General features: G+C 25.8%; 36 protein-coding genes. 22 read left to right on the plus strand and 14 right to left on the minus strand.

Annotated features, from left to right (window positions below; translation table 11 throughout):
- The first annotated feature begins 33 nt into the window (after positions 1 to 33).
- Positions 34 to 864: a prephenate dehydrogenase gene (locus AVENP_RS08070; protein WP_128360097.1), complete on the plus strand. Its 831-nt coding sequence runs from the start codon at positions 34 to 36 to the stop codon at positions 862 to 864.
- A gap of 15 nt (positions 865 to 879) precedes the next feature.
- Here the strand turns inward: AVENP_RS08070 and folP are convergent, their stop codons facing one another.
- The 5 genes from folP to AVENP_RS08095 are packed head-to-tail and all read right to left on the minus strand — an operon-like array spanning position 880 to position 4,941.
- Positions 880 to 2,019: a dihydropteroate synthase gene (gene folP / locus AVENP_RS08075; RefSeq protein ID WP_128360098.1), complete on the minus strand. Its 1,140-nt coding sequence runs from the start codon at positions 2,017 to 2,019 to the stop codon at positions 880 to 882.
- A gap of 11 nt (positions 2,020 to 2,030) precedes the next feature.
- Positions 2,031 to 2,657 carry a DNA polymerase III subunit delta' gene (locus AVENP_RS08080; protein WP_128360099.1) on the minus strand — a complete coding sequence of 209 codons (627 nt, stop codon included), beginning with the start codon at positions 2,655 to 2,657 and terminating at the stop codon, positions 2,031 to 2,033.
- 3 nt (positions 2,658 to 2,660) lie between these two features.
- Positions 2,661 to 3,212: a HobA family DNA replication regulator gene (locus AVENP_RS08085; RefSeq protein WP_128360100.1), complete on the minus strand. Its 552-nt coding sequence runs from the start codon at positions 3,210 to 3,212 to the stop codon at positions 2,661 to 2,663.
- Between the two features lie 2 nt (positions 3,213 to 3,214).
- Entirely contained in the window at positions 3,215 to 4,426 is a 1,212-nt protein-coding gene (locus tag AVENP_RS08090) for an aspartate kinase (protein WP_128360101.1), read from the minus strand.
- A gap of 17 nt (positions 4,427 to 4,443) precedes the next feature.
- Positions 4,444 to 4,941 carry an RNA pyrophosphohydrolase gene (locus AVENP_RS08095; protein ID WP_128360102.1) on the minus strand — a complete coding sequence of 166 codons (498 nt, stop codon included), beginning with the start codon at positions 4,939 to 4,941 and terminating at the stop codon, positions 4,444 to 4,446.
- A 55-nt stretch (positions 4,942 to 4,996) separates the two neighbouring features.
- On the opposite strand from AVENP_RS08095, the gene hemW reads away from it, so the two are divergent.
- The 5 genes from hemW to AVENP_RS08120 are packed head-to-tail and all read left to right on the plus strand — an operon-like array spanning position 4,997 to position 9,723.
- Positions 4,997 to 6,064 (plus strand): radical SAM family heme chaperone HemW, encoded by a 1,068-nt coding sequence (gene hemW / locus AVENP_RS08100; RefSeq protein WP_128360103.1) that lies wholly within the window; start codon positions 4,997 to 4,999, stop codon positions 6,062 to 6,064.
- Between the two features lie 52 nt (positions 6,065 to 6,116).
- A complete protein-coding gene (gene prmC / locus AVENP_RS08105; RefSeq protein WP_128360104.1) occupies positions 6,117 to 6,944 on the plus strand; it encodes a peptide chain release factor N(5)-glutamine methyltransferase in 828 nt (275 codons plus the stop codon).
- A 15-nt stretch (positions 6,945 to 6,959) separates the two neighbouring features.
- Entirely contained in the window at positions 6,960 to 8,927 is a 1,968-nt protein-coding gene (locus tag AVENP_RS08110) for a M3 family metallopeptidase (RefSeq protein WP_128360105.1), read from the plus strand.
- A 52-nt stretch (positions 8,928 to 8,979) separates the two neighbouring features.
- Positions 8,980 to 9,438 (plus strand): hypothetical protein, encoded by a 459-nt coding sequence (locus AVENP_RS08115; protein WP_128360106.1) that lies wholly within the window; start codon positions 8,980 to 8,982, stop codon positions 9,436 to 9,438.
- Between the two features lie 15 nt (positions 9,439 to 9,453).
- Positions 9,454 to 9,723: a hypothetical protein gene (locus tag AVENP_RS08120; RefSeq protein WP_128360107.1), complete on the plus strand. Its 270-nt coding sequence runs from the start codon at positions 9,454 to 9,456 to the stop codon at positions 9,721 to 9,723.
- 10 nt (positions 9,724 to 9,733) lie between these two features.
- On the opposite strand, the gene AVENP_RS08125 is transcribed toward AVENP_RS08120, so the two are convergent.
- The 7 genes from AVENP_RS08125 to AVENP_RS08155 all read right to left on the minus strand — a co-directional run bounded on the left by AVENP_RS08125 (position 9,734) and on the right by AVENP_RS08155 (position 12,879).
- A complete protein-coding gene (locus AVENP_RS08125; RefSeq protein ID WP_128360108.1) occupies positions 9,734 to 10,090 on the minus strand; it encodes a sirohydrochlorin chelatase in 357 nt (118 codons plus the stop codon).
- A gap of 29 nt (positions 10,091 to 10,119) precedes the next feature.
- Entirely contained in the window at positions 10,120 to 11,172 is a 1,053-nt protein-coding gene (locus AVENP_RS08130) for a tyrosine-type recombinase/integrase (protein ID WP_128360109.1), read from the minus strand.
- A 78-nt stretch (positions 11,173 to 11,250) separates the two neighbouring features.
- Positions 11,251 to 11,394, minus strand: coding sequence for a hypothetical protein (locus tag AVENP_RS08135; protein ID WP_153802250.1), 144 nt, complete (start codon positions 11,392 to 11,394; stop codon positions 11,251 to 11,253).
- Between the two features lie 56 nt (positions 11,395 to 11,450).
- Positions 11,451 to 11,696 (minus strand): hypothetical protein, encoded by a 246-nt coding sequence (locus AVENP_RS08140; RefSeq protein WP_128360110.1) that lies wholly within the window; start codon positions 11,694 to 11,696, stop codon positions 11,451 to 11,453.
- The gene (locus AVENP_RS08145; protein WP_128360111.1) at positions 11,693 to 11,899 is read right to left on the minus strand and encodes a hypothetical protein; all 207 of its coding nucleotides are present in this window, start codon (positions 11,897 to 11,899) and stop codon (positions 11,693 to 11,695) included. Before AVENP_RS08145 ends, AVENP_RS08140 begins: the two co-directional genes overlap by 4 nt.
- Positions 11,889 to 12,410: a tetratricopeptide repeat protein gene (locus AVENP_RS08150; protein WP_128360112.1), complete on the minus strand. Its 522-nt coding sequence runs from the start codon at positions 12,408 to 12,410 to the stop codon at positions 11,889 to 11,891. Before AVENP_RS08150 ends, AVENP_RS08145 begins: the two co-directional genes overlap by 11 nt.
- A complete protein-coding gene (locus AVENP_RS08155; RefSeq protein WP_128360113.1) occupies positions 12,394 to 12,879 on the minus strand; it encodes a hypothetical protein in 486 nt (161 codons plus the stop codon). The genes AVENP_RS08150 and AVENP_RS08155 overlap by 17 nt, the downstream gene beginning before the upstream one ends.
- 325 nt (positions 12,880 to 13,204) lie before the next feature.
- On the opposite strand from AVENP_RS08155, the gene AVENP_RS08160 reads away from it, so the two are divergent.
- From AVENP_RS08160 to AVENP_RS08225, 16 genes are all read left to right on the plus strand, one after another.
- Positions 13,205 to 13,597, plus strand: a complete 393-nt coding sequence (locus AVENP_RS08160; protein ID WP_128360114.1) for a hypothetical protein — start codon at positions 13,205 to 13,207, stop codon at positions 13,595 to 13,597.
- Positions 13,598 to 13,663: 66 nt separating this feature from the next.
- Positions 13,664 to 14,257: a hypothetical protein gene (locus AVENP_RS08165; protein ID WP_128360115.1), complete on the plus strand. Its 594-nt coding sequence runs from the start codon at positions 13,664 to 13,666 to the stop codon at positions 14,255 to 14,257.
- Between the two features lie 106 nt (positions 14,258 to 14,363).
- Positions 14,364 to 14,720, plus strand: a complete 357-nt coding sequence (locus tag AVENP_RS08170) for a hypothetical protein (RefSeq protein ID WP_128360116.1) — start codon at positions 14,364 to 14,366, stop codon at positions 14,718 to 14,720.
- A 94-nt stretch (positions 14,721 to 14,814) separates the two neighbouring features.
- The gene (locus AVENP_RS08175; protein WP_172664265.1) at positions 14,815 to 15,126 is read left to right on the plus strand and encodes a hypothetical protein; all 312 of its coding nucleotides are present in this window, start codon (positions 14,815 to 14,817) and stop codon (positions 15,124 to 15,126) included.
- An 80-nt stretch (positions 15,127 to 15,206) separates the two neighbouring features.
- A complete protein-coding gene (locus AVENP_RS15985; protein WP_268907632.1) occupies positions 15,207 to 15,329 on the plus strand; it encodes a hypothetical protein in 123 nt (40 codons plus the stop codon).
- Entirely contained in the window at positions 15,329 to 15,694 is a 366-nt protein-coding gene (locus tag AVENP_RS08180; protein WP_128360118.1) for a hypothetical protein, read from the plus strand. The genes AVENP_RS15985 and AVENP_RS08180 overlap by 1 nt, the downstream gene beginning before the upstream one ends.
- A gap of 2 nt (positions 15,695 to 15,696) precedes the next feature.
- A complete protein-coding gene (locus AVENP_RS15990) occupies positions 15,697 to 15,822 on the plus strand; it encodes a hypothetical protein (protein WP_268907633.1) in 126 nt (41 codons plus the stop codon).
- A gap of 1 nt (position 15,823) precedes the next feature.
- Positions 15,824 to 17,389, plus strand: a complete 1,566-nt coding sequence (locus AVENP_RS08185) for a hypothetical protein (protein WP_128360119.1) — start codon at positions 15,824 to 15,826, stop codon at positions 17,387 to 17,389.
- Entirely contained in the window at positions 17,389 to 17,580 is a 192-nt protein-coding gene (locus tag AVENP_RS08190; RefSeq protein ID WP_128360120.1) for a hypothetical protein, read from the plus strand. Before AVENP_RS08185 ends, AVENP_RS08190 begins: the two co-directional genes overlap by 1 nt.
- Positions 17,568 to 17,999, plus strand: coding sequence for a hypothetical protein (locus AVENP_RS08195; protein WP_128360121.1), 432 nt, complete (start codon positions 17,568 to 17,570; stop codon positions 17,997 to 17,999). Before AVENP_RS08190 ends, AVENP_RS08195 begins: the two co-directional genes overlap by 13 nt.
- The gene (locus AVENP_RS08200) at positions 17,999 to 19,195 is read left to right on the plus strand and encodes a zonular occludens toxin domain-containing protein (RefSeq protein WP_128360122.1); all 1,197 of its coding nucleotides are present in this window, start codon (positions 17,999 to 18,001) and stop codon (positions 19,193 to 19,195) included. Before AVENP_RS08195 ends, AVENP_RS08200 begins: the two co-directional genes overlap by 1 nt.
- Complete coding sequence (locus AVENP_RS08205; RefSeq protein WP_128360123.1) at positions 19,146 to 20,348, plus strand: type II secretion system protein GspD; 1,203 nt, start codon at positions 19,146 to 19,148, stop codon at positions 20,346 to 20,348. Before AVENP_RS08200 ends, AVENP_RS08205 begins: the two co-directional genes overlap by 50 nt.
- An 8-nt stretch (positions 20,349 to 20,356) precedes the next feature.
- Complete coding sequence (locus AVENP_RS08210) at positions 20,357 to 20,596, plus strand: hypothetical protein (RefSeq protein ID WP_128360124.1); 240 nt, start codon at positions 20,357 to 20,359, stop codon at positions 20,594 to 20,596.
- A complete protein-coding gene (locus AVENP_RS08215) occupies positions 20,593 to 20,757 on the plus strand; it encodes a hypothetical protein (RefSeq protein ID WP_153802251.1) in 165 nt (54 codons plus the stop codon). The genes AVENP_RS08210 and AVENP_RS08215 overlap by 4 nt, the downstream gene beginning before the upstream one ends.
- Positions 20,758 to 20,782: 25 nt before the next feature.
- On the plus strand, positions 20,783 to 21,016 hold the full coding sequence (locus AVENP_RS08220) for a hypothetical protein (RefSeq protein ID WP_128360125.1): 234 nt from the start codon (positions 20,783 to 20,785) through the stop codon (positions 21,014 to 21,016).
- 15 nt (positions 21,017 to 21,031) lie between these two features.
- Positions 21,032 to 22,426, plus strand: a complete 1,395-nt coding sequence (locus AVENP_RS08225) for a rolling circle replication-associated protein (protein WP_128360126.1) — start codon at positions 21,032 to 21,034, stop codon at positions 22,424 to 22,426.
- Here AVENP_RS08225 and AVENP_RS08230 read toward each other — a convergent pair.
- Positions 22,423 to 22,722: a hypothetical protein gene (locus AVENP_RS08230; protein ID WP_128360127.1), complete on the minus strand. Its 300-nt coding sequence runs from the start codon at positions 22,720 to 22,722 to the stop codon at positions 22,423 to 22,425. The two genes, AVENP_RS08225 and AVENP_RS08230, sit on opposite strands and share 4 nt — an antisense overlap.
- Positions 22,723 to 23,232: 510 nt before the next feature.
- Positions 23,233 to 23,586 (minus strand): hypothetical protein, encoded by a 354-nt coding sequence (locus AVENP_RS08235; RefSeq protein ID WP_128360128.1) that lies wholly within the window; start codon positions 23,584 to 23,586, stop codon positions 23,233 to 23,235.
- Positions 23,587 to 23,698 lie beyond the last annotated feature (112 nt).

The raw sequence follows: 23,698 nt of genomic DNA on the forward strand, positions 1-23,698 counted from the left end.
AATCTTATTTCAAATTATTAGAAGGGTTATATTTTGAATATAGGTATTATTGGTTTAGGACTGATGGGTGGTTCTTTGGCAAAAGCTGTAAAAAGATATGGTATTGCAAAGAAAGTCTATGGTTTTACAAACAGTGAAAAAAATAAAAAAGATATTTTAGATTTAAATTTAGTTGATGAATTGGTTGATTTAGAAACATTAAAAAAAGTTTCAGATGTAATTATTTTGGCAATTCCAGTTGATGCAATAATTGGAATGTTTCCAAACTTTTTAGATATTGATGAAAATACAACTATAATTGATATGGGTTCTACAAAAGGGTATATTGTAAAAAATATTCCAGCAAAAATAAGAAAAAATTTTATTGCAGCTCATCCAATGACTGGAACAGAAAAATCTGGTCCAAAAGCTGCAATTGATGATTTATATGAAGGTAAAACAGTTGTTTTTTGTGATTTAGAAGATAATGGTAATTTACATGTTAATAAAGCTTTTAAAATTTTTCAAGCAATAGGTATGAGAATAGTTGTAATGGACAGTAATCAACATGATATTCATGCCTGTTTTATGTCCCATTTACCTCATATTTTATCTTTTTCTTTAGCAAATACAGTTATGAGTCATGAAGATCCAAAATCAATTATTGCTCTTGCTGCTGGTGGATTTAAAGATATGAGTAGAATAGCAAAGTCAAGTCCTAGAATGTGGGGAGATATTTTTAAACAAAATAAAAAGAATCTTTTAGCTTCTATTGATTTGTTTGAAAGTCAACTACAAAATGCAAGAAAAATGGTTGAGGAAGATAATTATGAAGATTTAGAGAAATGGATGAAAAAAGCAAATACTCTACATGAGATACTATAAATATAGTATCTCTTTTTAATTTATATTATTTATTGCTTCATAAACTTTAATTGCTTGGAAATGCTCTTTTACATCATGGCATCTAATAATTGAAGCTCCATTTCTAATTGATTCTAAATGAATAGCTAATGTTCCTGCAAGTCTATCTTCAATAGAAGCTGGAGTTATCATATTAATCATAGATTTTCTACTCGCACCAATTAAAAGTTCATATCCAAAATGAGAAAAATGTTCTAGATTTTTTAGTAATAATAAATTATGTTCTAATGTTTTTCCAAATCCAATTCCCACATCTAAAACAATATTTTTTATTCCAAAACTTTGGGCTTTTTCAATTTGATTTTTTAAATAAGAATCTATTTCTAAAATCACATTTTCATAAAAAGGTTCTTTTTGCATTAAAGTAGGGTCATTTTGCATATGCATGATAACAACTTGAGCATTGTAACTTGAAGCAATTTTGCAAACTTCATCATTTTCTAGACCTGTAATATCATTTACAATTTTAAAACCATGATTTAAAACATAATCAATTACTTTTGGAGAATAAGAATCAATTGAGAAATCAACTTTTTCATAATATTTATTTTTATAAATCGTATCAACTATGTCTTTAATTCTCAGCAATTCGACATCTTCTTCAACTGCAATACTTCCAGGTCTACTTGAAACTGCGCCAATATCAATAATATTTGCGCCATCTTTAATCATTTTCTCGATTAGAAAAGAGGCTTGTGAATTATCAAATCTACTATTTTTAAAAAATGAGTCTTCATTTGCATTTAAAACACCCATTATTTTAGTTTTAAAATCATTTTCTCTAACATAATCTTTTAATGTTTTTGCTAACTCTTTTAAACCAAAAGGCTGGGCTAGCTCTTTTTTAGATAGAGTTTCAAAATGTTTTGTAGTTCCTATTAAAACAGCATCCACATATTTGTCTTTGGCAATTATCACTCCACATGGAACGGCTAAATCAGCACCAATAGATAAGGCATCTTGTTTTAAAATATTTGCAGCACCAACATGTAAATCTTTTATATATAAAGTATGAAGTTTTGATTTTTTAGATAAAATTGAAATTCCACCGCTATCACAACCTAAATTTTTATAAAAATTTTTAGTGTCATTGATTGATATTTTATATGTTTGCATATAAAACCTTTTTAATGTTTATTTTTTTGATTAGCCAAAGATAAAAGTAGGGTAGTTAGCACATTTATTGGTCGTGAATTTAACTCTAATAGTTTTATAGCCTTTGAAAAAAACTCTAATTGATTTCTAGAAAGCTTAATTTTTTGGTTATTAACTTTTATTAAAATTGTTTCAACAATATCTTTTGCTTCATTTTTTGAAATCTTTTGATTATCTTTTAAAAAATTGTATATATCTTTTAAATCTAATTTGTTTAAATCTAATAAAGATTCAGCTTTTAAAATAGATTTTTTTAGATATTTATATGGTAATCTTGAATAAATAGTTGGTAATAATGATGATTTTGAATTTGTAATGATTATAAAAACAACATTTTTAGGTGGTTCTTCTAAAATCTTTAATAAAGAGTTTTGAGCTTCTTTTCTAAAAGTTGTTCCACATAAAAAAATATATTTTTTTTCACTTGATGCAATATATGCTTCTTTTATTGCTAAAGTTGCTTGAAGTAACAAAAATTCTTCTTTCTCTTCATTTTTAATAACTCTAACAGAATGAAGGGGATAACATGGCAATATTTCACTTAACGTTGCATCAATATCATTAACTATTAATATAGATGAATTATCAATAAAATTCATCTATTAGTTTTCAATATTTATTTCAGCAAATAGCGTAGCACTTACTGATTTATTATATAGTCTAAACATTTGTAAAAGTTTCATATCTAAAGCTTCATCATTTGATTTTAAATTAAATGCATCTTGTTTTTCTTCATCAAATAACCATAAAAAAGAGTGTTTAGATACTTTTGGAATCACAGCTCTTACATCTTGACTTCTTCCTATATACCAAAAACAGTATCCATTAGGAAAAGAGATAGTCAACATATCTTTTATATGAGAAATATCTTCATCAGATTTTACATTATCAATATATCTATAGAAAGATTTAAAATCATAATAAGGTAAAAAAGGTCTGTTTAGTTTTACTGAATTGATATTTCCTAAAATATATTCCATAAACCACTCTCGTTCTTTATCCGTAACAATAATTATAGAGAAACCTCTCTCTAACAAATTATAGATATTTTTTGAAACTAATGGAGTCCATTCATATTTTTTCTCTTCCAACCAAGGAGATATTAACCTATCTTCCCTGATTGTATCAACAGTCCAATTTAAAAATTCTTGCACTACTATTTATCCAAGTTATAAACATCGTGTAAAGCTCGAACTGCTAATTCTGCGTATTTTAAATCAACAATCATAGAAATTTTAATTTCACTTGTTGAAATAATTCTGATATTAATATTTTCATTTGCCATTGCTGTAAATGCTTTTGATGCAACACCAGTATGAGATTTCATACCAACACCAACAACTGAAACTTTACAAATAGCTTCATTGTAATCAATATTTTTAGCTTGTTCTTTAAATTTTTCCATAACTTTTTTGCAAAGTTCAAAATCTGTAGTTGGAATTGTAAAATCTAAATCAGTTGTTCCATCTAGTCCTCTTGTTTGAACTATCATATCAACATTTATATCTGCATCTGCAAGTGAAGTAAAAATCGAAGCTGCAATTCCTGGTTTATCAGTAACTCCATACATTCCTACTCTAATTTGATTTTTATCTAAAGCAATTCCACTTACAATTGGTTTTTCCATTATATTTTCTTCCTTTGTTATTAATGTACCTTCAACTTCTGGCGTAAAGCTGCTTCTTGATACTAAATTTACATCTAATTTTTTCGCCATTTCAACTGATCTATTTTGTAAAACTTTTGCACCTAATGATGCTAATTCTAACATTTCATCGTATGAAATTTTTTCTAATTTCTTTGCTTTTGGTTCTATTCTAGGATCTGTTGTGTAAATACCATCAACATCTGTATATATTTCACAAACATCTGCTTTAATTGCACCAGCAATTGCAACAGCTGTTAAATCTGAACCACCTCGACCAAGAGTTGAAACTCTTAAAGTATCTTGTACAACACCTTGAAAACCAGCTACGATAATAATATTTCCATCTTTTATAGCTTCTTTCATTTGTGTTGTATCAATAGACTCAATTCTAGCTTTCGTGTGAGCATTATCAGTAATAATTCCAGCTTGTCTTCCACTCATTGACATAGCTTTATATCCCATTTCATTTAATGCTATTGATAATAGTGCAGAAGTAACTCTTTCACCTGAACTTAAAAGCATATCAATTTCATCAACTTTTGGAGTTTTTGAATAATATTCAGCATATTCTATTAATTTATTTGTTTCTCCACTCATAGCAGAAACTACAGCAATAACATCGTGACCTTGATCTTTTATTTTTTTAATGATATTTGCAACATTTTGTATTCTATCAAGTGTGCCAACACTTGTTCCACCAAACTTAAGTACTTTTAACATCTAATTTCTTATCCTTTTTAAATATAACCTTCGGTTTTAAAATATTTTAGAACTTGTTTGTAAACAGTTCTTTTAAAAAAAGTTATATAATCATAAATATTTTTAGTAGGTACAAATTTATATTCGCTAAATTCAGGAATTTCTGTGTTAATATTTATTTTAGCGCCTTTTTTGAGTTTAACTAAATAATATTTTTGTCTTTGGCCATCATAAGGGTACATTCTTTTTGCAATTGCAGGAGGGAATTCGTAAGAAACCCAAGTTGGATATTCAGCTATTATTTCAATATCTCTTGTTCCTATTTCCTCTTCCAATTCTCTAAATAATGCTTCTTTTGATGTTTCACCATCATCAATACCACCTTGTGGAAATTGCCAAGCATTTTCCACATCAGTTCTTGAAGCTATAAATATTTCACATTTATGAGGATATTTTGCTGATAGTACAATTGCTGCTACATTAGGTCGAAATTTTTTCTTCTCATTGTTAATTGTATTTTCATTTTTATCAGTCATAAATATATTTTCCCTTATAATTAGCCAGATATTTTACAAAAACTAGGATTAAAAATTGCTTTTATATATACATATTCCCTTTTGCGACAGTAAATGTTTTTACTGCGCTTTTAATTCATACACAGATAGATTTCATTTAAAACATGAATATATGAATGCATTAAAATTACAACTAAGAAATAATTTAGATAATTATGTAATTAAACATAATAAAAAAATAGAAACTGTTTTCATAGGAGGAGGAACTCCTTCAACAATTAAGCCAGTTGAATATGAAGAAATTTTTGAAATGATTAAACCACATTTAGAAGAATTTGCAGAAATCACAACAGAAGCAAATCCTAATTCTGCTTCCTTTGAATGGCTTCAAAGTATGAAGAATTTAGGTGTTAATCGTGTAAGCTTTGGCGTACAAAGTTTTGATAATGACAAGCTAAAATTCCTAGGTCGAGCGCATAATAGTAATAGTGCTATAAAAGCTATACAAAATGCCAATAGTATAGGTTTTAAAGGTATTAACTGCGATATAATATACGGAGTACAGAATGATACGTTAGAGAGTATGAAAAAGGATTTTGACACGGCTTTTTCTTTACCAATTACGCATCTTAGTGCTTACTCTTTAACTATAGAAGAAGGAACAAAATTCTTTGATAGATCAAGTGTAAAAATTGATGATGAAGAGTTGTCATATAAAATTTTTGATTACATAAATACAAAAGGTTTTCATCAATATGAGATTTCAAATTTTGCAAAAAATAAAGAATCTGAGTCAAAACACAACTATGGTTATTGGCAACATAAAGAGTATTTAGGAGTTGGAGCAGGAGCTGTTGGATATGTGAATCAACACAGATATTATCCATCTAAAAGTTTAGAAGAATATATCAAAAATCCATTAGCTTGTGAGTTAGAAAAAATAGATGAAAATGATATAAAAACAGAGAAAATTTTACTTGGATTTAGATGTCTAAATGGTATAGAAATCTCTTTATTTAATGAGCAAGAATTGAAAAAAATTAATGATTTAGTGAACTACGACAAAGTTTATATAGAAAATGATAAGGTTTTTAATAAAAATTTTTTACTTTCAGATGAATTAGCCTTATATATTTTGGATTAATCTATTAATCAAACTTATATTATAATCCAAGCTTTTAAAAGGTAAAAACTAAATGACGATAAAAGACACAATAAGAAAATATACAAATGAACTAAAACTTGTAACTCATATTCCAGCAAAAGAAGTTGAAATATTGATGTTACATCTTTTAGAGAAAAACACTATCTGGCTACATTTAAACTACAATGTTGAGTTTGAAAAAGAGAAAGAACTTGCAATTTTGGTAAAAAAAAGAGCTACAAATTATCCACTAGAATATATTATAAATAAGGCTTCCTTTTATGGGGAAATGTTTATAGTAAAAGAAGGTGTGTTAATTCCAAGACCTGAAACAGAAATTTTAGTTGAAAATGCTGTTGAAATTCTAAAAGATAAAAAAGAGACTATAAAAGTTTTAGAAATAGGAACTGGCAGTGGAATAATATCTGTAATGCTTGCAATGTTGATTGAAAATATAAAAATTATAGCTATAGATATAAATGAAAAAGCAATAGAGCTAGCAAAACAAAATGCTATAAAACTTGGAGTTGAAAATAAAATAGAGTTTAGATTGAGTAATTTATATGAAAATATAAATGAAAATGATATTTTCATGACAATTTCAAATCCTCCATATATTGCGAATAATTATAAACTACCAACAAATGTAAAATATGAACCATCAAATGCTCTGTTTGGTGGAGATATTGGGGATGAACTTTTAAAAGATATTATAAAACAAACAAGTGAGAAAAAGATACCATATTTACTTTGTGAAATGGGATTTGATCAAAAAGCTCCTTTGGAAAACTATTTCAAAGAGTTTAAGGTAGATTCATTTAGTTTTTATAAAGATTACGAAAGTTTTGATAGAGGATTTACTCTTAAATTTAAAATATAGAAAAAGGAAATAAAAATGTTTAAAGAATTTAATTTAGAAAATTTAGAAAACTCAAAAGAGTTGTTAGAAAACATATTAGATGAAAATAGAAAAAAAATTGCTGATTTATTAAAAATAGAAAATAAAACTTACAAAAACTTTGTTTTACCATTTCAAGAAATAGGGGAGAGTATTAATGATTTTTTAACTCCAATCTTTCATATTGACTCTGTTAAAAATTCAGAAATAACTACAAAAGTTTACGAAGAGTGTATCCCTGTAATCTCAAAATATGAAACTGATGTTTCACAAAATGAAAATATTTATATAGCTTTAAAAGATATACAGTATAAAGAAAAATGTACTTTAAATGATATACAAAATAAAGTTCTAGAAAATGAAATTAGAGATTTTAAACTATCTGGTTGTCATCTTGAAACCAATAAAAAGAAAAGATTAGAAGAGATAAGTTTAAGACTTAGTGAGCTATCTCATAAGTTTTCTCAAAACATTTTAAATGCTACAAATGCGTTTGAAATGGTTATTGATAATTTTGAAGATGTAAAAGAAATCCCAAGTTCAGATTTAGAGTTAGCAAAATTTGAAGAAGATGGAATTACTAAATATAAATTTACACTTCAAATGCCATCATATTTAGCTTATATTACGTATGGTACAAATAGAGAAAAAAGAGAAGAACTTTATAAAGGTTATTGTACAAGAGCTCCTGAAAATGGAAAAATTATTGAAGAGTTATTAGCTTTAAAAAATGAAAAGGTAAAAATTCTTGGATTTGACTCTTATGCTCAATATTCACTTGCAACAAAAATGGCTTCAAAAGAAGAAGAAGTTATCTCATTTTTAGAAGAGTTAGGTCATAAAGCTAAAAAAAGAGCAAAAGAAGAACTAGAAGAGATAAAAGCAATTGCTTTAAAAGATGGAATCACTGATTTTAGATCAAGTGATATGTCATATTATTCTGAAAAGCTAAAAAAAGCTCAATATGATTTGGATGAAGAGTACTACAGACCTTACTTTGAACAACAATCAGTATTAAATGGTTTTTTTGACTTTTTACACCAAATGTTTAATATTAAATTCACAAAAGCAAATACTCCTGCTTGGGATGAAAAAGTAAAAGTTTATGATTTAAGTGAAGATGGAAAAACAATAGCTAGAATTTATATAGATTTAGAATCAAGAAAAGATAAACGTGGTGGTGCTTGGATGAATAATTGGCATTCACATTATAGAACTTCAGAAGGTGAAATAAAACTTCCAACAGCATATATTGTAGGAAACTTCCCTCAATCTACAAAAGAAACTCCATCATTATTAAGACACTCTGATGTTGTTACACTATTTCATGAAATGGGTCATGCCCTACATCATTTATTAAGTAAAATTGAAGAACCATTTGTTAGTGGGATTTCTGGAGTTGCTTGGGATACTGTAGAATTTCCATCTCAATTTTTAGAGTATTTCTCTTATGATAAAGATGTTTTAAAGCTTTTTGCAAAACATTATAAAACTCAAGAAGTGTTAGATGATGAGGCTATTGATAAAATTATAAAAGCTAAGAATTTCCAATCATCACTTGCAACTATCAGACAAGTTGAATTTGCATTGTTTGATTTTAAAGTATATCAAAAATTATACAAAACTGAAGATGAAATACAAGATTTACTAGATACAATAAGAGATGAATTTGCAGCAATGATTCCTCCAAGATACAATAAATTCCAAAATGGTTTTTCTCATATTTTCTCAGGCGGATATGCAGCAGGATATTACTCATATAAATGGGCAGAAGTACTAAGTGCAGATGCATTTTATATGTTTATAGATTCTGGAAATATTTTTAATAAAGAACTTGGAATAAAGTATAGAGATACGATTTTAAGCCAAGGTGGTTCTTATGATATGGACAAATTGTTTTTCAATTTTACGCAAAGAGAACCAAGTGTAGATTCTTTATTAAAAATTGATGGAATTATTAGCTAAATTTTGCAATAATACCACTCTTAATAACAATACCAACAAGGATTTAATAACCATGACAAATGCAGAAACAATTTTAAAACTAAATGAAGCTTTAAGTACTCTAATTAAGGCATATGAAGAACTTCAAGAAGAAAATACTGGTTTAAAAGCTAGAATCAATGAATTAGAAGATGAAGTACTTGATCTTGAATCAGCAAAAGAAGATTTAGAAAAAAATGTTGATGAATTTAAAAATCATACTGAAAAAGACAAATCAAATATTAGCTCAATGTTAGGTAAAATAGAAAGCATTTTAAATAAAAAATCTTCAAATACTTCTAGTACTTCATCAAATACACCAGCTGAAACAGCAAAAGAAAAAGTTGAAGAGAAAAAAGATGATATTTTCAGCAATCCATCAAATCCAGCTTCAAATACTTTGTTAGATAATGTAAAAAAAGAAGAAGAAAGTAATAGTAATAAAATTGATTTAAATAGAATGGCTTCATTGTTAAACGGATTTAATCACTAAAAAGAGTTAATTAAAATGATTACTCAAGTAAATAAAAATTCTTTATTTAATATGTTTGGAGTTAAAGATTTCAACCTATTAGAAAGTGCCATAGATAGTATGGCGCCTTCTTTGGTTGAATATTATTTGTCTAGTCTTACAGATGATGATGATACGTATTTTAATAAAAGAGATATTGAAGAATCTATTTCAATAGGGGATTATAACTTATACATAGATTATAGTAAAAACATCTATTTAGAGTTAACTTCCACTTTTGAAGATACTACACAATCATTTTGGTAATAAAATAGTTTTACGAATTTGATATTATCATATCTTCAATACCTGTACATTTCCCAATATGTGGTAAAAGTGTGAATTCTATTTGAGGATATAGCTTTTTGAACTTTTTTATTTCACACGGAATATCTTCTTGTACATGTTTCCCCGCTGCTAAAAAATAGGGGAATATTTTTATTTTAGTACATTCATTTGATATAGCTTTATTTATAGCCATAAAAATTGAAGGTTCAGCAAGCTCTAAAAAAGCATGAAAAACTATTAAATTTTCATCTTTTACACTATTCTCTATTTTTAAAACAATATCTACTATTTCATCATTTGAACTTTTAAGTTTACTTCCATGTGCAACGATAATCAAAGCTTCCATTTTAATCCTTTATTATATTTATTTAAATTCTAAAAAATATCAGTAGTTTTATACAATCTGTCTTTATCAAAGTGTGTATAAATTCTAGAAGTGTTAATATCTGCATGTCCAAGTGCTTCTTGAACAAGAATTAAATCATGGTGTTTGGAATAAAGTAAAGTAGCAAAACTGTGTCTTAACATATGAGCACCATTTTTTTCTTTTCTAATTCCAGCACTTATTAAGATATTTTCAACTATTCTACTAACATAAGCCTGTGTTAATCTATCAGCTTTTTGATTACAAACTAATAAATCACTATTACAAACTCTCATATCAAGCCAATTAATTAAATCATTTTCTATAATTGAACTTTTAATCATTACAACTCTTGGTTTATTCCCTTTACCTTTTATTTGTAATAAATAAACATTATCTTCTTTGAACATATCTTTTAATCTTAAATTTAATATCTCACTAACCCTTATACCTGTGTAAATGATGATTTTTAAAATAAGTCTATTTCTATAAGCTGTATTATCAGTAAATTCAAAAGTATCAATAGCTTCTAAAAATTTATCAATCTCAATTTTATTCATATAAGAGGGAAGTTTTGTGCCACTTTTTCCACTTAATCCACCCCAATTTTTTAACTCTATTTTATATAAAAAAGAAGTTCCATCATCATTTTGATTTTGTTTATCTATGTATGAAAAGAAAGAAAGCAGGGCGATTCTATGATTCTTTTTTGAAGCATCAGATAGCGCACTTGTTTGGCTTGCTAAAAAATCACTCAACATCTCTTCATCAATCTCTTTCATTGATGCTAAACCTAAATTCATGGTAAAATTGTATAGTTTAAATAGAGGATTAAAATATGTATTAACACCACTTAAACCTATATTTCTAGCTTCTTTTACAATAACACTCAATTCATCAATAGATTTTGTACCTTTGACCAATGATTGAATTATATTTGCTAATTTATTTTTATCATTAACTTGTCTATTTGAAAGAGTTGTTAATTTATTTCTAATAAATCTTTCAATCCAAAATAAAAGAGTCTTTTCAAAACTATTTATAAAATCTAACTCATAACGCATATATATTCCTAATACTTTGTATTATCTTATTATAACAGTTTTAAAATAAAGGATTATTTTGAGTATACTTGTTCAAATTTACTTATTTCCAAGATAAATAAGAAGTTTAATTTTCTTTTCACTATTTGTCTTACTTGAACTTTCATTATCATCACAAGCACTAAAGCCTAAGGCTAGTAAACTAACTAATACTATTTTTAATATATTATTTCTTATTTGCATTTTTTATCTCTTCTATTTTGTTATAATCTTCATCATTTAAAAGTTTTTCTTCTAAGTTATCTATTTCTAGACTTATCTCTACTAAAATACCACCAACCATAAATTCCCCCAATAATTACTATCCAGGTAAAAAACATTTCTTCATCTGCTGAAGTAATTGAGTTATTATATGGAGTTGAACTACGATATTGAATGTAAGTTGCTGCATTACTTAGTTCAGTTATTATAAATAGCATAGAAATAATTATAATTAATGATTTTAAATTTTTTTGTATTTTCATTATTTCACTTGAATATCTCATTTCAATTCTAAATCTCCTTTATATCTTCTTGGAAGGCCCGGCATTGTTAGTTGTAATTCATAGCCTTTTTTTATAATATCATTTGGGATTTTCCATTCTTCTTGTAATAACTTTAGGACTAGTTCTTTTGAATATCTTATATCAATTAAAGATATATAATATGCACTTGCTTTTAAATCATCTTTCAATATATTATGATACATAATTCCAATATTTTTTGTTGAATCTAAATTCTCTCTCTATAGCCTTTTTATACCAAACTTTTGCTTTTTCATAATCTTCTAAATCTTCGTATAATACTCCTAAGTTATGTGCTGCATTATTATTACCTAATAAAAATGATTTTTTGTTATAATAAATTGCATTATCATAATCTTTTATACTTTCATATGAAGAGGCTAATCCTAATAAATTATCTGCATTTTCTTTTATTGAGTTAGAATATAAATACCATTCAATAGCTTTTTTATAATCTTTAATTTTTTTATTATATATAACTCCTATATTATAAGCCGCAATCTCATCATCAGCTAAAGAATACCATTCAATTGTATTTTTATAATTAGTAAGTCTATTTTCCCACTCAGGCTTAGGAAGTCTAACTTTCTTTTCACTATTTATCTTACTTGAACTTTCATTATCATCACAAGCACTAAAGCCTAAGGCTAGTAAACTAACTAATACTATTTTTAATATATTACTTCTTATTTGCATTTTTTATCTCTTCTATTTTGTTATAATCTTCATCATTTAAAAGTTTTTCTTCTAGTTCATCTATTTCTAGATTTATTATTGGAGAAAAACCTTCTGAAGAGTACTCTTTTTTAAAATTTACTTTATATTTAATCTGTGCATGGTCATTTGAAAGTATTATATGACAATCACTTGAAGCTAATTTTTCTATTTCACTTGCACCTTTATTTTGCCAATTATAGTCCTCATATTTAGGTTTTGTGAAGTCATAAATTGTCTCTCCTTCATAAGGAGTAACATTTACTTCTTCATAATTTCCATTTTTAGAAACTAAAAGTATATAATTTGTTCCTTCTATCAGTCCTTTATCTATCTTAACAACTGTATTAAAATTACCTTTTGGTTTATACCCATTTTTTAAAGTATATAGAGGTTTTTTGATGTTTCTATATAAGTGTTCTATTTTATATCCTAGTAGGGCTATATTCATTTGATTTATGAAGCCTCAAATACCTCTTTATGTTTATTATAGTTATCTCCTATAAAGTTTTTTATCTCTTTTATACTTGAAAAGCCTTCATCATTTAAAGCTTTTAGTTCTTTTCTCTGTGAAATAGTCTCTAATAAAATCTCTGATTTAAAACTTTTACCCCAAATAGATTTATTTTTATATGATATTTCTATAAAATGAAAAAAATGAGCATATTATAAATAAATTATCAGAATTAGAATTTCAAATACAAAACAAACAAAATGATATAAATTCAAATAGTATATTTAATAAAATACAATATAGTATTATATTTTTAATAGTTATGAATTTAATTCTAACAGTCTTTTTACTTTTTTCATATTTAAACAAAAATACTGTATCTATTTCAAATGAAAATAATAATCAAACAATTACTGAGAAGGAGATTATAAAAGCTGAGCCAATTGAAATAAAGCCAATTACTAATGAAAAAGAGGTTGATGAAAATATAGTTCTTTTTAATAATCAAGAAATAGCCGAAGAAAGTTTTCAAGAAATGAAACCAATAATTAAAAAAGATACACAATATACATGTGAAGATGATAACTTTCAAACTAAATATAAAATACCATACACAGTTGAAATAAAAGGCAAATTATATTCTGATAAGTTTATGTTTATTTTACAAAATGGATTAGATAGAAAGAATTGTAAAATAGATAAAAATGATATTTAAAATATCTGTAATTTTATATTTAGTATTGAAAACCGTAATTTTCAAACTTAACTGTATAATTCTCTTATGGAAAAAGAAGAAATATTAATAAGCACTAATTACCAACATGTTTTAATTCATGCTTCTGTAGATAATAAACTAACTGCGAACCAGTTTCGTGTATTGTTTTATATCTGTACAAACATTGAAAATGTTTATATTGAAGAGATGAAAACTAAACTAAATATTAGAACTAATAATTCTATAGCTGACTGTATTAAGGTACTTATTAAAAATCAGTATATCAAAAGAGTTAAAAATAAAAGATTAATTAAAAAAGGTGTTGCTTTTTATACTTATGAGATAAATATTGAAAAACCAATATTACCTAATAATATTAATTCATTCTTTTCTAATACATACTTTAAATCTATTGATGAGATTTTTTCTTACTTCTTCGAAAAAATTCCTACAACTAAAAAAATTGATATTTCTGTTAATAGAAAACAAATTGAATTATTAATTTATAAAGATGATTATTCAATTCAAACAATTAAAGATGTTATTGATTATGTTTCTATTTCTCATAATAGAAGCATTATTACACGCCCTATTCTATTGCGTAAACATTTTAAGGCTTTGTTTAAAGAATTAAATGAGCTTTCCAATAAGTCAAAATAATATTTGATTTATTAGTGAGTTTACTCACTCGGTAAGAGCACTATTACCCCGCTCTTATCGTTAAGTTTAATGGGGTAAAACATTTAAATTAACCAAAGGGGTTTACATGAGAAATTATTTTTTAATAGGTCAAGTTATGGGGGCAAAACCAGTAACTAGAAAAGATAAAACTACTGGTATTAATCAATCTAATACAGAAGTTACAGTGCAATATATTGATTATGATAAAAATGGCGAATTAGTTATGGATGTCGATGTTGTAAGTTATGACATTAAATTTCTTGATGAATTTAAACAAAATGTTGGCAAATTTATAGCTATACCTTATTTATATTTAAATTTACCAAAAGGTACATACTTGTTTCCAGATGAAATGATGACACATCATTTTTATAGTACAAATCCATTAGTTCCAAATGTGAACAATTCAACAGATAAAAAGACAGAAACAAAAACAGCTTAATAGGATTCTTTCCTATTAGCTAATAATTAGTTGAATTAATAGAGTGTACCTGCGTTACATTCTACAAATTTAATATAAGGTCGTAAAAATGTGTATGAAACCCTCTCAAAGTATGTTTGATTTAGCAAAACATAAAACTGCTGAATTTTTAGACTCTTGCAGAAATGTAAGTAAAAAAGGTGCTGAAATTGCAAACAATGCAAAAACTTTTGCTGTAGCTACTACTGCTACTGTTTGTGCTGTTGCTTCTCAAGCTGCTGTTACATATGATGATGCAACAAAAAAATTAACTGGTGATTTCGATTTGACTACTTATGAGTCTGCTGTACCTATGGTTATAGGTGCTGTTGTTGCGATTGGTGTAGTTGGAATTGCAATTAAATTCATTAGAAGAAATGTGGGTTAATTTTTTTTCATAAGAGGGTTAATCCCCTCTTATTAATTTTTAATCAAGAAATTATCAAATTTTTTAATTAAGGCTTATAAATGTTTACTTCTTCAACTGTTTTTGTAATTAGTTCTCTTTTTGCTATTGTTATTTCTTTTCAAATTACTTCTATTGGAATTTATAAAACAATTGATTTAATTAAAAAAATGAAAGATTTATAATGAAAACAATCTTATTAATATTTATTATCTCTTTATCTTTAAAAGCTGATTATCTTGTTTATTGGTATCAATCTAGTAATAATGTAGTTCAATTTAATTCTCTTTGCGTAGAAAGTTATTCTTTAAGTGGCTCTTATTTTACGCGTACTTTGTCAGGTACAACTACAACTGCAACTGCTAATATGTCTAATGTTTCTAACTTTACTATTTTACCTGACTATGAATATAAAAATAATTCTTGTACACCTAAAACAGCTAATTACAATAATTTAGGCCTAACAGAAAATCAATTTAATTTTCTTTCTGCTCTTACTGGTCTTTTAACTTCAATACTTTTAGTATTTGTAATATTTTTAAAGGTTTAATAATGACTTTCGCAATTATTCAATTAACAGATAATCAAGCTCTTAATTATTTCTTTAGTTTTCCAATTTATACGATGTTTATCTCATTGCCATTTATTGCAATTTTACAATTAATTAAAAAGGTTTAAAATGAAAAAAATATTATTTTTATTTTTGTTAATTTTTATTACTGATTCTTTTGCCACAATTACATGTACAAAAAAAGTAATTAAAAATGGTCCGTTAGCTCCTTATAGTTGTAACGATTTTGCATTTCGTGCAGGTATTGAAATTCCAGCTAATTGTAGAACATCTAATGTTAATTATCATTATTTTGTACAAAATAAGACTTCTCTTTTAGAGTATCAATACGATGGTTTGACATGTCCAAATGTTCCTATTTATCCTAACCCTACTGATAATGGAGTTTGTAATTCTTCAGATGGTGAAAATGTTATTTGTACTAATAACCCTGACCCTTTAGGTGGTGGACAATGTCGTGATTTATTTCAAAAAAATGGCCAAGCTTATACTTGTAATCCGAATACAAATGAAGCAACCCCTATTCCTAATAGTGATGGTGTTGAAACTGACCCAGAAAAAGGCGATATTCCAAAGTGTAATGAGGGTTATGAATATACTTCTACTCCACATTTAGGTGGTGGTGATAAATATAATGATTGGGGTTGTTCTGCAAGTTCTGGAACTGGTGACGGGGGTACTGGTTCAGGTTCAGGAACTGGTGATGGGGGTTCATCTCCTACTATTACAACTAATGCTGACGGTTCTAAATCTTGGACTTTACCAAATGGAACAAATTACAATTTAACTACTAATGGAACATTAACAACAACATATCCTGATGGTTCATCATCAGTTAAACAAGTTGGTTCGGATTATGGTGCAGGTTCTTCTGGTGGTGGTTCTGGAACTTCTACGGGTGGTGGTGCAGGAAATACAACAAATGAAAATAATACAACTCCCCCAACTGATACGCCTATAGATAATACTCCTGTGTCTAACTCTTGTAATGATTCAGGCTTAACTTTACAAGAAAAAATGTTGTGTGAACTTAATGCAGGTATGAAAAAGCAAAACTCAGAAAATGCTCCTGAAAATTCATTAAATCAACTTTTAAAAGATTTAAAAACAAGTAATCAAACTGATAATACGGCTTTGAATACTAATTTAAAAGATATTAAAGCATTAAATGAAAATCAATTAAATAAACAAACTCAATCAAATTCAACTTTAGAAAAAATAAATGATAGTGCAAATGCAACTGAGCTTTATAATAAAGTTATGAATGAAACACTTAATAAAATATCTAATCAGTTGGAAGCTGACCCTAATACTCCTGATACTGGAAATGCTCTTGAGGGTGCAGGAAATATTATTGATACTCTTGCTAATGAATATACAACTTTTAAAGACAATATGATTAATCAAGGTAATACTATTGTTTCTCTTGTTGATTCTTCAAAAGAAACTATTAATCAAGGCTTTTCTTTTACACTTTCTCAATCTGACATCACTACTTGTCCTATGGATTATAATCTTGATTTATCATCAATTGGTCAAGGTTCTTTTGCTGTTAAAATTGATTTATGTAAATATACATCTATGTTAAAACCTTTTTTATATCCTTTGTTCTTAATTTCTATGACTTTAGGTCTTGTTTTTACATCTTTTAGATTGATTGGAGTACTTTTATAATGTCAGTTTTAATTTCTTTACTAACTAATCTTATTCCTACTATTGTTACATTCTTCGCTAATATGGCGAAAAAATTAACATTAACAGCAATTATTGTTCCAATTCAAATTATGCTTTTAATTTCTATCACTTTATGTCTTGTTCTTATATTTTTTAGATTGATTGGAGCATTTTTACAATGTCAGTTTTAATTTCTTTACTAACTAATCTTATTCCTACTATTGTTACATTCTTCGCTAATATGGCGAAAAAATTAACATTAACAGCAATTATTGTTCCTATACAAATTACTCTTTTAATTGCATTATATACTGCAAAATTTGCATTTATTACAACTATTATTACTCTTATTGTTTGGATTTATAATCGTGTTGTTGTTATCTTTGGTTTAATTAGTTCTATGAATAATAATGTTTCTTTTGATATACCTTTTAAGATTCTTCAATCTCTTGGAATATTTCAAGCTCTAAATGAAACCTTTGCCCTATTCTCTTATGTTTTTGTATCACTTATGATTTTATTTATTTCTAAACTTGCAATTATGTCACTTCAGTCGATAGCTGATGAATATTTTAAAATTGGTGTTTTACTTCAATTAGGTCTTAAATAATGGCTGTTTATATTTATACGGGTGTTCCTAGAAGTGGAAAAAGTTATAAAGCTGTAGCATTAATTTATAAAACTTTTGTTTCTGTAATTATTTATTTTAAATTTACTTTTTCAAAAATAAATAATAATGATGATATTCTTTTGGAAATTTATAATTTTTTATTTTTTAAAATTTATAAATTTCAAAAAAAACCAGCTTATTTAAACTGTTATACAAATATAAATCAATTTAATTTTGATATATCAGATAAAATTTTTAAATTTGATTATGATTCTATTTTTGAAAAAATAAGTGAACTATTTGCTTACTATAATGATAAAAAAGATGATGCTTTTCTAATCGAAAAAGCAAAAGAATTAAGAGTATTTAATTCTCTTTTTGTAATTGATGAAGCTCATAATTATCTAAAATCAAAAGAAAATCCTGTTATCGTTTGGTGGTTTACTTACCACGGGCATTTATACCAAGATATTATCTTGATTACACAAGATTTAAAATTAATCAATGATGAATATAAAAGAGTTGCAGAATATTTTTATAAGGCTGTTCCTCAAAGATTAAGACTTTCAAAGAATACTTTTAAATATAGACAATATAGCTCTTATAATATGTATCAAAAAGATTACATCTCTACTATTTCTGTTAAAGCTGATAAAAAAATATTTGATTTGTATGTATCAGGTGCAAAAGTTACAACAATGCCTATATTTTATAAATATGTATTTTTTATTTTTGTATTAATGTTAATTTCTTCTTATTTTATTACTAGCTTTTATAAAGATATAAATTCTAAAATTGAACCTGAACAAATTCCAGAAATTCAAAATAATCAAACTACTCAAACTATTAATAATACAAAAAATGAAACTTCAACACCTGGGCAAATTCAAAACTTAGAAACTCCACTTATTCCAGTTCCTGAAGATACAACAAATTTAAAACTATTTAAATTTAACTGCTTTGATACATTGTGTTATTTTCAATTTGAAGATAAATCAACTTTTGAGATTCCTCAAAACATTCTAAAAGTTTATTTAATGGATGTTGACTTTGACAAAAAATTCATAGAGCTAAAAAATAATAGATTATCTATTTATGTTTTAGTTCCTGAAACAAAATTTAATTTTATAAAACAAGGGGTAAAAAATGAAAACAAAAATGAAACTGGTGCTTTTAATCTTCCTATTTCTAAATAATTTAAAAGCTGAAACTTTAGAAATGAACTTAGCTACATTTGCAACGTATGCAAGTGAAGTAAACAATGTAAATATACTAATTGATGATGCTTTAAAAAATGAAAATATCATTTTTATTATAAATGATAAAGAATCTTATATGTTAGAAGCTTTTAGGAGAGCTGTTAATCTTAAAGGCTTAGAACTTGTACAAACTGAAAAGTTTTATTTTGTAACTAAAAAAGATTTATATGTTGAGGATTTAAAATATCGTTCAATTAAATTGAATTTCGTTAAATATGAAGATATACAAAACTTTCTAAAAGTTTATGAAGATAGAATTAAATTTGAATTTATATCTACTTCAAAAACTCTCCTTATTTATTCAAAAGAAAAAGAGTTTAATTCTATAAAACAAATGATTGGTTCTATTGATACACTTCCAAAACAATTAAAATTAAAAGTTACAATCCTTGAAACAAATTTAGATAAATTAAAAGAGCTAGGTAGTGATTCAAGTTCTATTAATTTACAAAATGACGGTAACTTCTTTTTTAATCTTGTTTCTTATCCTTTTTCAGTTAATAACAATGTTGATTCATCAAAAAAAGATAACTTCTATACATTCCTTAAATATTTAAATTCAACTGGAACAAGTGACATTGTATCTAATCCAGTTCTTACACTTTCAGATGAAAAAGAAATTAAATTCAATGATGTTAGGAATGTGCCATACAATATGGGAACAACAACTATTAATGATGCTAATTTAAGAACTTCAAATACTACTGAATTTCGTGATGTAGGTTTACAAATTACAATTACATCACATATTTATGAAGATAATCAAGTTTATTTAGATTTAGAATTAAGTGTTTCAAACATTCTTTCTAATACTGATAATTTGCCTATTACTTCAAAAAAATATGTTAAACAATCTTTTCAATTACCAGTTGGTAAATTATTTGTTCTTACAGGAATTAATAAAAAAGAGTTACTTACTTCTTACAATGAAATTCCAGTTTTAGCAGATATTCCGTTTATGGGGTGGTTGTTTAAATATGACTCTAAACAAGAAACAAATAATAATTTAACTGTTGTTTTTGAGTTAATAAATGAAAAAGATTTTGACACTAAAAACTTTAATGTTTTAGTTCCTAATGCTATTCATTAGGTCTTATTATGTCTATTGGTACCAAAACAAAATGCTTGATATGTGGACATACTTTTCCAAATAAATCAAAATTTCGTCCAAAAGAATATTGTTCAGATAATTGTAAAGATTTAAGTAAATTTTTACATGCATTTGAACGTAATCTTTATAAGGTTGATTTTAATGAAGATTATTCTAACAAATTAAAATCTCAATTATTTTTGATTGCTAATCAAATTAAATGTATTTCTAAAAAGGCTAAAAAATGAAAATTATATTCTATGTTTTAAATGTTTTTTTAAAATTACTTATATTTCCAATTTCATGGTTAATTGTTGGTTTTGTTCTTTATATTTATTTTCTTTTTAAATTTCAAGATTTTAAGATTAATTTTGATGTTGAACTTACTGAATTTGATTTTGAAGATTAAAACAAAACATTATAAAAGGCTAAAAATGAAAAAGATTAAACTAAATACAGAAGATACAGTAAGAGTAAAAATCAGTCCAGATGTGTTTAAAATTGTACTTGTTACACAAGTAAATCAAACTACATTTAATAGTGTTGATGTAAATGAAAAAGAAGAGGTTTTCTTTTTACATGACATCGTAAAAGTAATTACAACACAAAAAAAATTAGATTTAAAATTTGAAAATAAAATCGTTATAACTCAACCAACACTTTTTTAATATATTAGGGGTAATATGTACGGAATTACAAAACACTTAAGAGAGTATGCTCTTAAAAAAATTGATAGACAAAAAGAATTTTTATCAAATAATTCTTTTCAAGTTGGTGCAGATATAATCCCTATGATTAAACTTTTCAAGAATGCATATATCAATCCTGATAGATATATAGCTGAAGTTAATCATAGGGCTTATTCTTTAAATACTTATGCTTTAATGCATAATTTAAAACCAATTTTTGGTACTATTACCCTGCCCTCAGAATATCATAAATCTAAAACTTTAAAAAATGGAAAGATAATATCTAATCCTAGATATTGTAATAAAAATAAAATTCCTGATATTGAGAGAGTTTATGATATTAAAACAAAAAAACATGTTTTAACAAATTTACAATTATCTTATTTTTCTCCACATGAGGGTGCTAAAAAGCTTTCAAAAATGTTTAAAGCACTTATAGATTTACCATTTTTAAAAAACATCCCTAAACAAGATAAATGTTATTTTAGAGTTTATGAGCCCCAACAAGATGGTACACCTCATATACATTTTAGTTTTTTTGTTCCAGAACATTTATTACAAGATTCATATTTTAAAATGCAACGATACTTTTCAAAAAATCATCCAAAATTGCAAGTTGATTTCCAAATTAATATTGATAATCCAGTTGCTTATTTGATGAAGTATATCTTAAAGACTTTTGACGATTTAAGACAAAACCCTGATAATATATCAGATTTAAGTCTTTGGTACATTGCCCATAAAATTACTCGTTTTTATACCTCGCGAACTTTAATGACTTTAGAAGTCTATAGGAAATTAAATGGACGATATAACCTCTTAGAGCTTACTACAATGTTTAAAAATAAAGAAATCAACTACTTTGTAGATTGTGATACTAATGCAGTTCTACAGATAGTTGATAAGTATGGCGATTTATATGTAAAGAAACCTACAACATTGCTATTAAAAGATGATTCTATCGCTAATGATTTAATTGATAGAAGATTTGATTTAAAACAAAACGGAACATTAAAAGATAGACAAAAAGATAAACCACAATTATCTTATAAAAATGTTATATCTGAGTTTGAGAGAATTTATGATATTAAAACAAAAAAACATGTTTTAACAAAACAGCAATCAAATTTTTCTTCAATACCTATTTATATAAATAATAAAAAGTATTTTATAAAAGATAATCAAGTAGTTCTCCAAGAACGACTCATGTGTGTTAATGATTTGATTGATAATAAATTAATTTCATATTATTATCATCTGGCTAATAAATTTGATAAATTAGATAATTACTCTCATTTTGCAATAGTAAAAAATGAAATGATAAAAAGGCAATTTTTAAATGAAAATAAATTGAATCCTAATGATATGTTTGATGAATTTGGCTTTTAAGCTTTATAATAATTAAAAAACAATTTCATATTATTTTCAAATGTGCATAATGAAATTTGATCATTCAAATATCTACTTTGACATAATTTATAATATTTATATTGTACTTTTGATAATTTCCAAAAAAAATTCATAAATAATTTATGAATTCTATCATGTCTTAAAATCCAGTTTTCATTGTAGTTTGCGTTTAAATTTATTAGACTTAATTTAAACATAACTTTAAATTTATCAATATTTCTTAAAGTTTTTTTATTCATAAATTCCCAAATTGTTGTTTGTCTATAAGCTTTCATTTTAGCTCCTTAAGTATATTTTGAAGCTATGGCAAGAAACAACAATCTATCAGGAAAAGAATGTTTTTTTAGCCTAAGCTTTTTAACTAAATCGCTAAGTTTTATTTTTTCTTAAAACTTTCTTAAATACCTTTAAGAAATGTTTTAAGAAAAAATAAGAAAAACTTCGATTTTTAAAAAGTGTGGTTAAAAAAAAGTTAAAAAATAAAAAAATCCTTAGGCATAAGGGGTTTAAGGGGATTATCCCCTTTAAGTTAGGGATTAGAAGTCGTTAGACCAAATATAAGGTACGTTATTTGCCCGTAGGGTTTAAGCCCGACCCCCTTGTGGGGTAACTCCCCTATTTTTAATAATAAAAACAACGTGTTTAAATATAATTAATTTTTATATTTATTTATTTTTTAGGGCGTAGCCCAATAGCAAAAGCCCTTTTTTGAGGAGTGAGGTACGAACGACGATAAAAAGGGCTCTTGACTAATTATTAAAAAGTTTCGGTTTTCTTTATTTATTTTAGTTTGAAACTAAATCTATTCTCATTCTTAAGAATTTAGGATTTTTATAATAAATTTTTCCATTTTCTTCATTTAAGAAATTTTGTATTGTTGAGTCATATTCTTTATTATTTGAGTATTTAATTATTTTAAAGTAGTATTTTCCATTTTCTATAACATTTAATTCTATTGTAGCTCTAAGATATTGATTTTTAAATTTATCTAATCTATTTCCTAAATTTTTTATTATTGTTTCGTCTACTGTATTTCCTTCTTTTACATGTTCAGGATTATTTTTATCATAAACTACTTGATATGGATTTTTAGCGTATAAATTAATAAAAATCATAAAAACTATTAAAATTAATTTCATTTTCAAACCTTTTTTAATCATTTTTTTTTAGAAATATCATAAATTCTTTTTTAAAAACCCCTATTTTAAGGCATTTAAAAGAAAATTTAATAATTTAAGCTAATTGAAAGCT

The organism is Arcobacter venerupis (assembly GCF_013201665.1).
Taxonomy (GTDB): Bacteria; Campylobacterota; Campylobacteria; order Campylobacterales; family Arcobacteraceae; genus Aliarcobacter; species Aliarcobacter venerupis.

What these genes read in the sequence shown, in the direction of transcription:
- AVENP_RS08165 (WP_128360115.1), top strand. Translation starts at nt 13,664, where the DNA reads ATGGAAAAAGAAGAAATATTAATAAGCACTAATTACCAACATGTTTTA.
- AVENP_RS08175 (WP_172664265.1), top strand. Translation starts at nt 14,815, where the DNA reads ATGAAACCCTCTCAAAGTATGTTTGATTTAGCAAAACATAAAACTGCT.
- AVENP_RS08225 (WP_128360126.1), top strand. Translation starts at nt 21,032, where the DNA reads ATGTACGGAATTACAAAACACTTAAGAGAGTATGCTCTTAAAAAAATT.
- AVENP_RS08180 (WP_128360118.1), top strand. Translation starts at nt 15,329, where the DNA reads ATGAAAACAATCTTATTAATATTTATTATCTCTTTATCTTTAAAAGCT.
- AVENP_RS08145 (WP_128360111.1), bottom strand. Translation starts at nt 11,899, where the DNA reads ATGTATCATAATATATTGAAAGATGATTTAAAAGCAAGTGCATATTAT.
- AVENP_RS08235 (WP_128360128.1), bottom strand. Translation starts at nt 23,586, where the DNA reads ATGAAATTAATTTTAATAGTTTTTATGATTTTTATTAATTTATACGCT.
- AVENP_RS08195 (WP_128360121.1), top strand. Translation starts at nt 17,568, where the DNA reads ATGTCAGTTTTAATTTCTTTACTAACTAATCTTATTCCTACTATTGTT.
- AVENP_RS08210 (WP_128360124.1), top strand. Translation starts at nt 20,357, where the DNA reads ATGTCTATTGGTACCAAAACAAAATGCTTGATATGTGGACATACTTTT.
- AVENP_RS08230 (WP_128360127.1), bottom strand. Translation starts at nt 22,722, where the DNA reads ATGAAAGCTTATAGACAAACAACAATTTGGGAATTTATGAATAAAAAA.
- AVENP_RS08130 (WP_128360109.1), bottom strand. Translation starts at nt 11,172, where the DNA reads ATGCGTTATGAGTTAGATTTTATAAATAGTTTTGAAAAGACTCTTTTA.
- AVENP_RS08185 (WP_128360119.1), top strand. Translation starts at nt 15,824, where the DNA reads ATGAAAAAAATATTATTTTTATTTTTGTTAATTTTTATTACTGATTCT.
- AVENP_RS08135 (WP_153802250.1), bottom strand. Translation starts at nt 11,394, where the DNA reads ATGCAAATAAGAAATAATATATTAAAAATAGTATTAGTTAGTTTACTA.
- AVENP_RS08150 (WP_128360112.1), bottom strand. Translation starts at nt 12,410, where the DNA reads ATGCAAATAAGAAGTAATATATTAAAAATAGTATTAGTTAGTTTACTA.
- AVENP_RS08215 (WP_153802251.1), top strand. Translation starts at nt 20,593, where the DNA reads ATGAAAATTATATTCTATGTTTTAAATGTTTTTTTAAAATTACTTATA.
- AVENP_RS15985 (WP_268907632.1), top strand. Translation starts at nt 15,207, where the DNA reads ATGTTTACTTCTTCAACTGTTTTTGTAATTAGTTCTCTTTTTGCTATT.
- AVENP_RS08155 (WP_128360113.1), bottom strand. Translation starts at nt 12,879, where the DNA reads ATGAATATAGCCCTACTAGGATATAAAATAGAACACTTATATAGAAAC.
- AVENP_RS08095 (WP_128360102.1), bottom strand. Translation starts at nt 4,941, where the DNA reads ATGACTGATAAAAATGAAAATACAATTAACAATGAGAAGAAAAAATTT.
- AVENP_RS08090 (WP_128360101.1), bottom strand. Translation starts at nt 4,426, where the DNA reads ATGTTAAAAGTACTTAAGTTTGGTGGAACAAGTGTTGGCACACTTGAT.
- AVENP_RS08190 (WP_128360120.1), top strand. Translation starts at nt 17,389, where the DNA reads ATGTCAGTTTTAATTTCTTTACTAACTAATCTTATTCCTACTATTGTT.
- AVENP_RS08120 (WP_128360107.1), top strand. Translation starts at nt 9,454, where the DNA reads ATGATTACTCAAGTAAATAAAAATTCTTTATTTAATATGTTTGGAGTT.
- AVENP_RS08125 (WP_128360108.1), bottom strand. Translation starts at nt 10,090, where the DNA reads ATGGAAGCTTTGATTATCGTTGCACATGGAAGTAAACTTAAAAGTTCA.
- AVENP_RS08110 (WP_128360105.1), top strand. Translation starts at nt 6,960, where the DNA reads ATGTTTAAAGAATTTAATTTAGAAAATTTAGAAAACTCAAAAGAGTTG.
- AVENP_RS08205 (WP_128360123.1), top strand. Translation starts at nt 19,146, where the DNA reads ATGAAAACAAAAATGAAACTGGTGCTTTTAATCTTCCTATTTCTAAAT.
- AVENP_RS08160 (WP_128360114.1), top strand. Translation starts at nt 13,205, where the DNA reads ATGAATTTAATTCTAACAGTCTTTTTACTTTTTTCATATTTAAACAAA.
- AVENP_RS08200 (WP_128360122.1), top strand. Translation starts at nt 17,999, where the DNA reads ATGGCTGTTTATATTTATACGGGTGTTCCTAGAAGTGGAAAAAGTTAT.
- folP (WP_128360098.1), bottom strand. Translation starts at nt 2,019, where the DNA reads ATGCAAACATATAAAATATCAATCAATGACACTAAAAATTTTTATAAA.
- AVENP_RS08080 (WP_128360099.1), bottom strand. Translation starts at nt 2,657, where the DNA reads ATGAATTTTATTGATAATTCATCTATATTAATAGTTAATGATATTGAT.
- AVENP_RS15990 (WP_268907633.1), top strand. Translation starts at nt 15,697, where the DNA reads ATGACTTTCGCAATTATTCAATTAACAGATAATCAAGCTCTTAATTAT.
- AVENP_RS08220 (WP_128360125.1), top strand. Translation starts at nt 20,783, where the DNA reads ATGAAAAAGATTAAACTAAATACAGAAGATACAGTAAGAGTAAAAATC.
- AVENP_RS08170 (WP_128360116.1), top strand. Translation starts at nt 14,364, where the DNA reads ATGAGAAATTATTTTTTAATAGGTCAAGTTATGGGGGCAAAACCAGTA.
- AVENP_RS08140 (WP_128360110.1), bottom strand. Translation starts at nt 11,696, where the DNA reads ATGAGATATTCAAGTGAAATAATGAAAATACAAAAAAATTTAAAATCA.
- prmC (WP_128360104.1), top strand. Translation starts at nt 6,117, where the DNA reads ATGACGATAAAAGACACAATAAGAAAATATACAAATGAACTAAAACTT.
- AVENP_RS08115 (WP_128360106.1), top strand. Translation starts at nt 8,980, where the DNA reads ATGACAAATGCAGAAACAATTTTAAAACTAAATGAAGCTTTAAGTACT.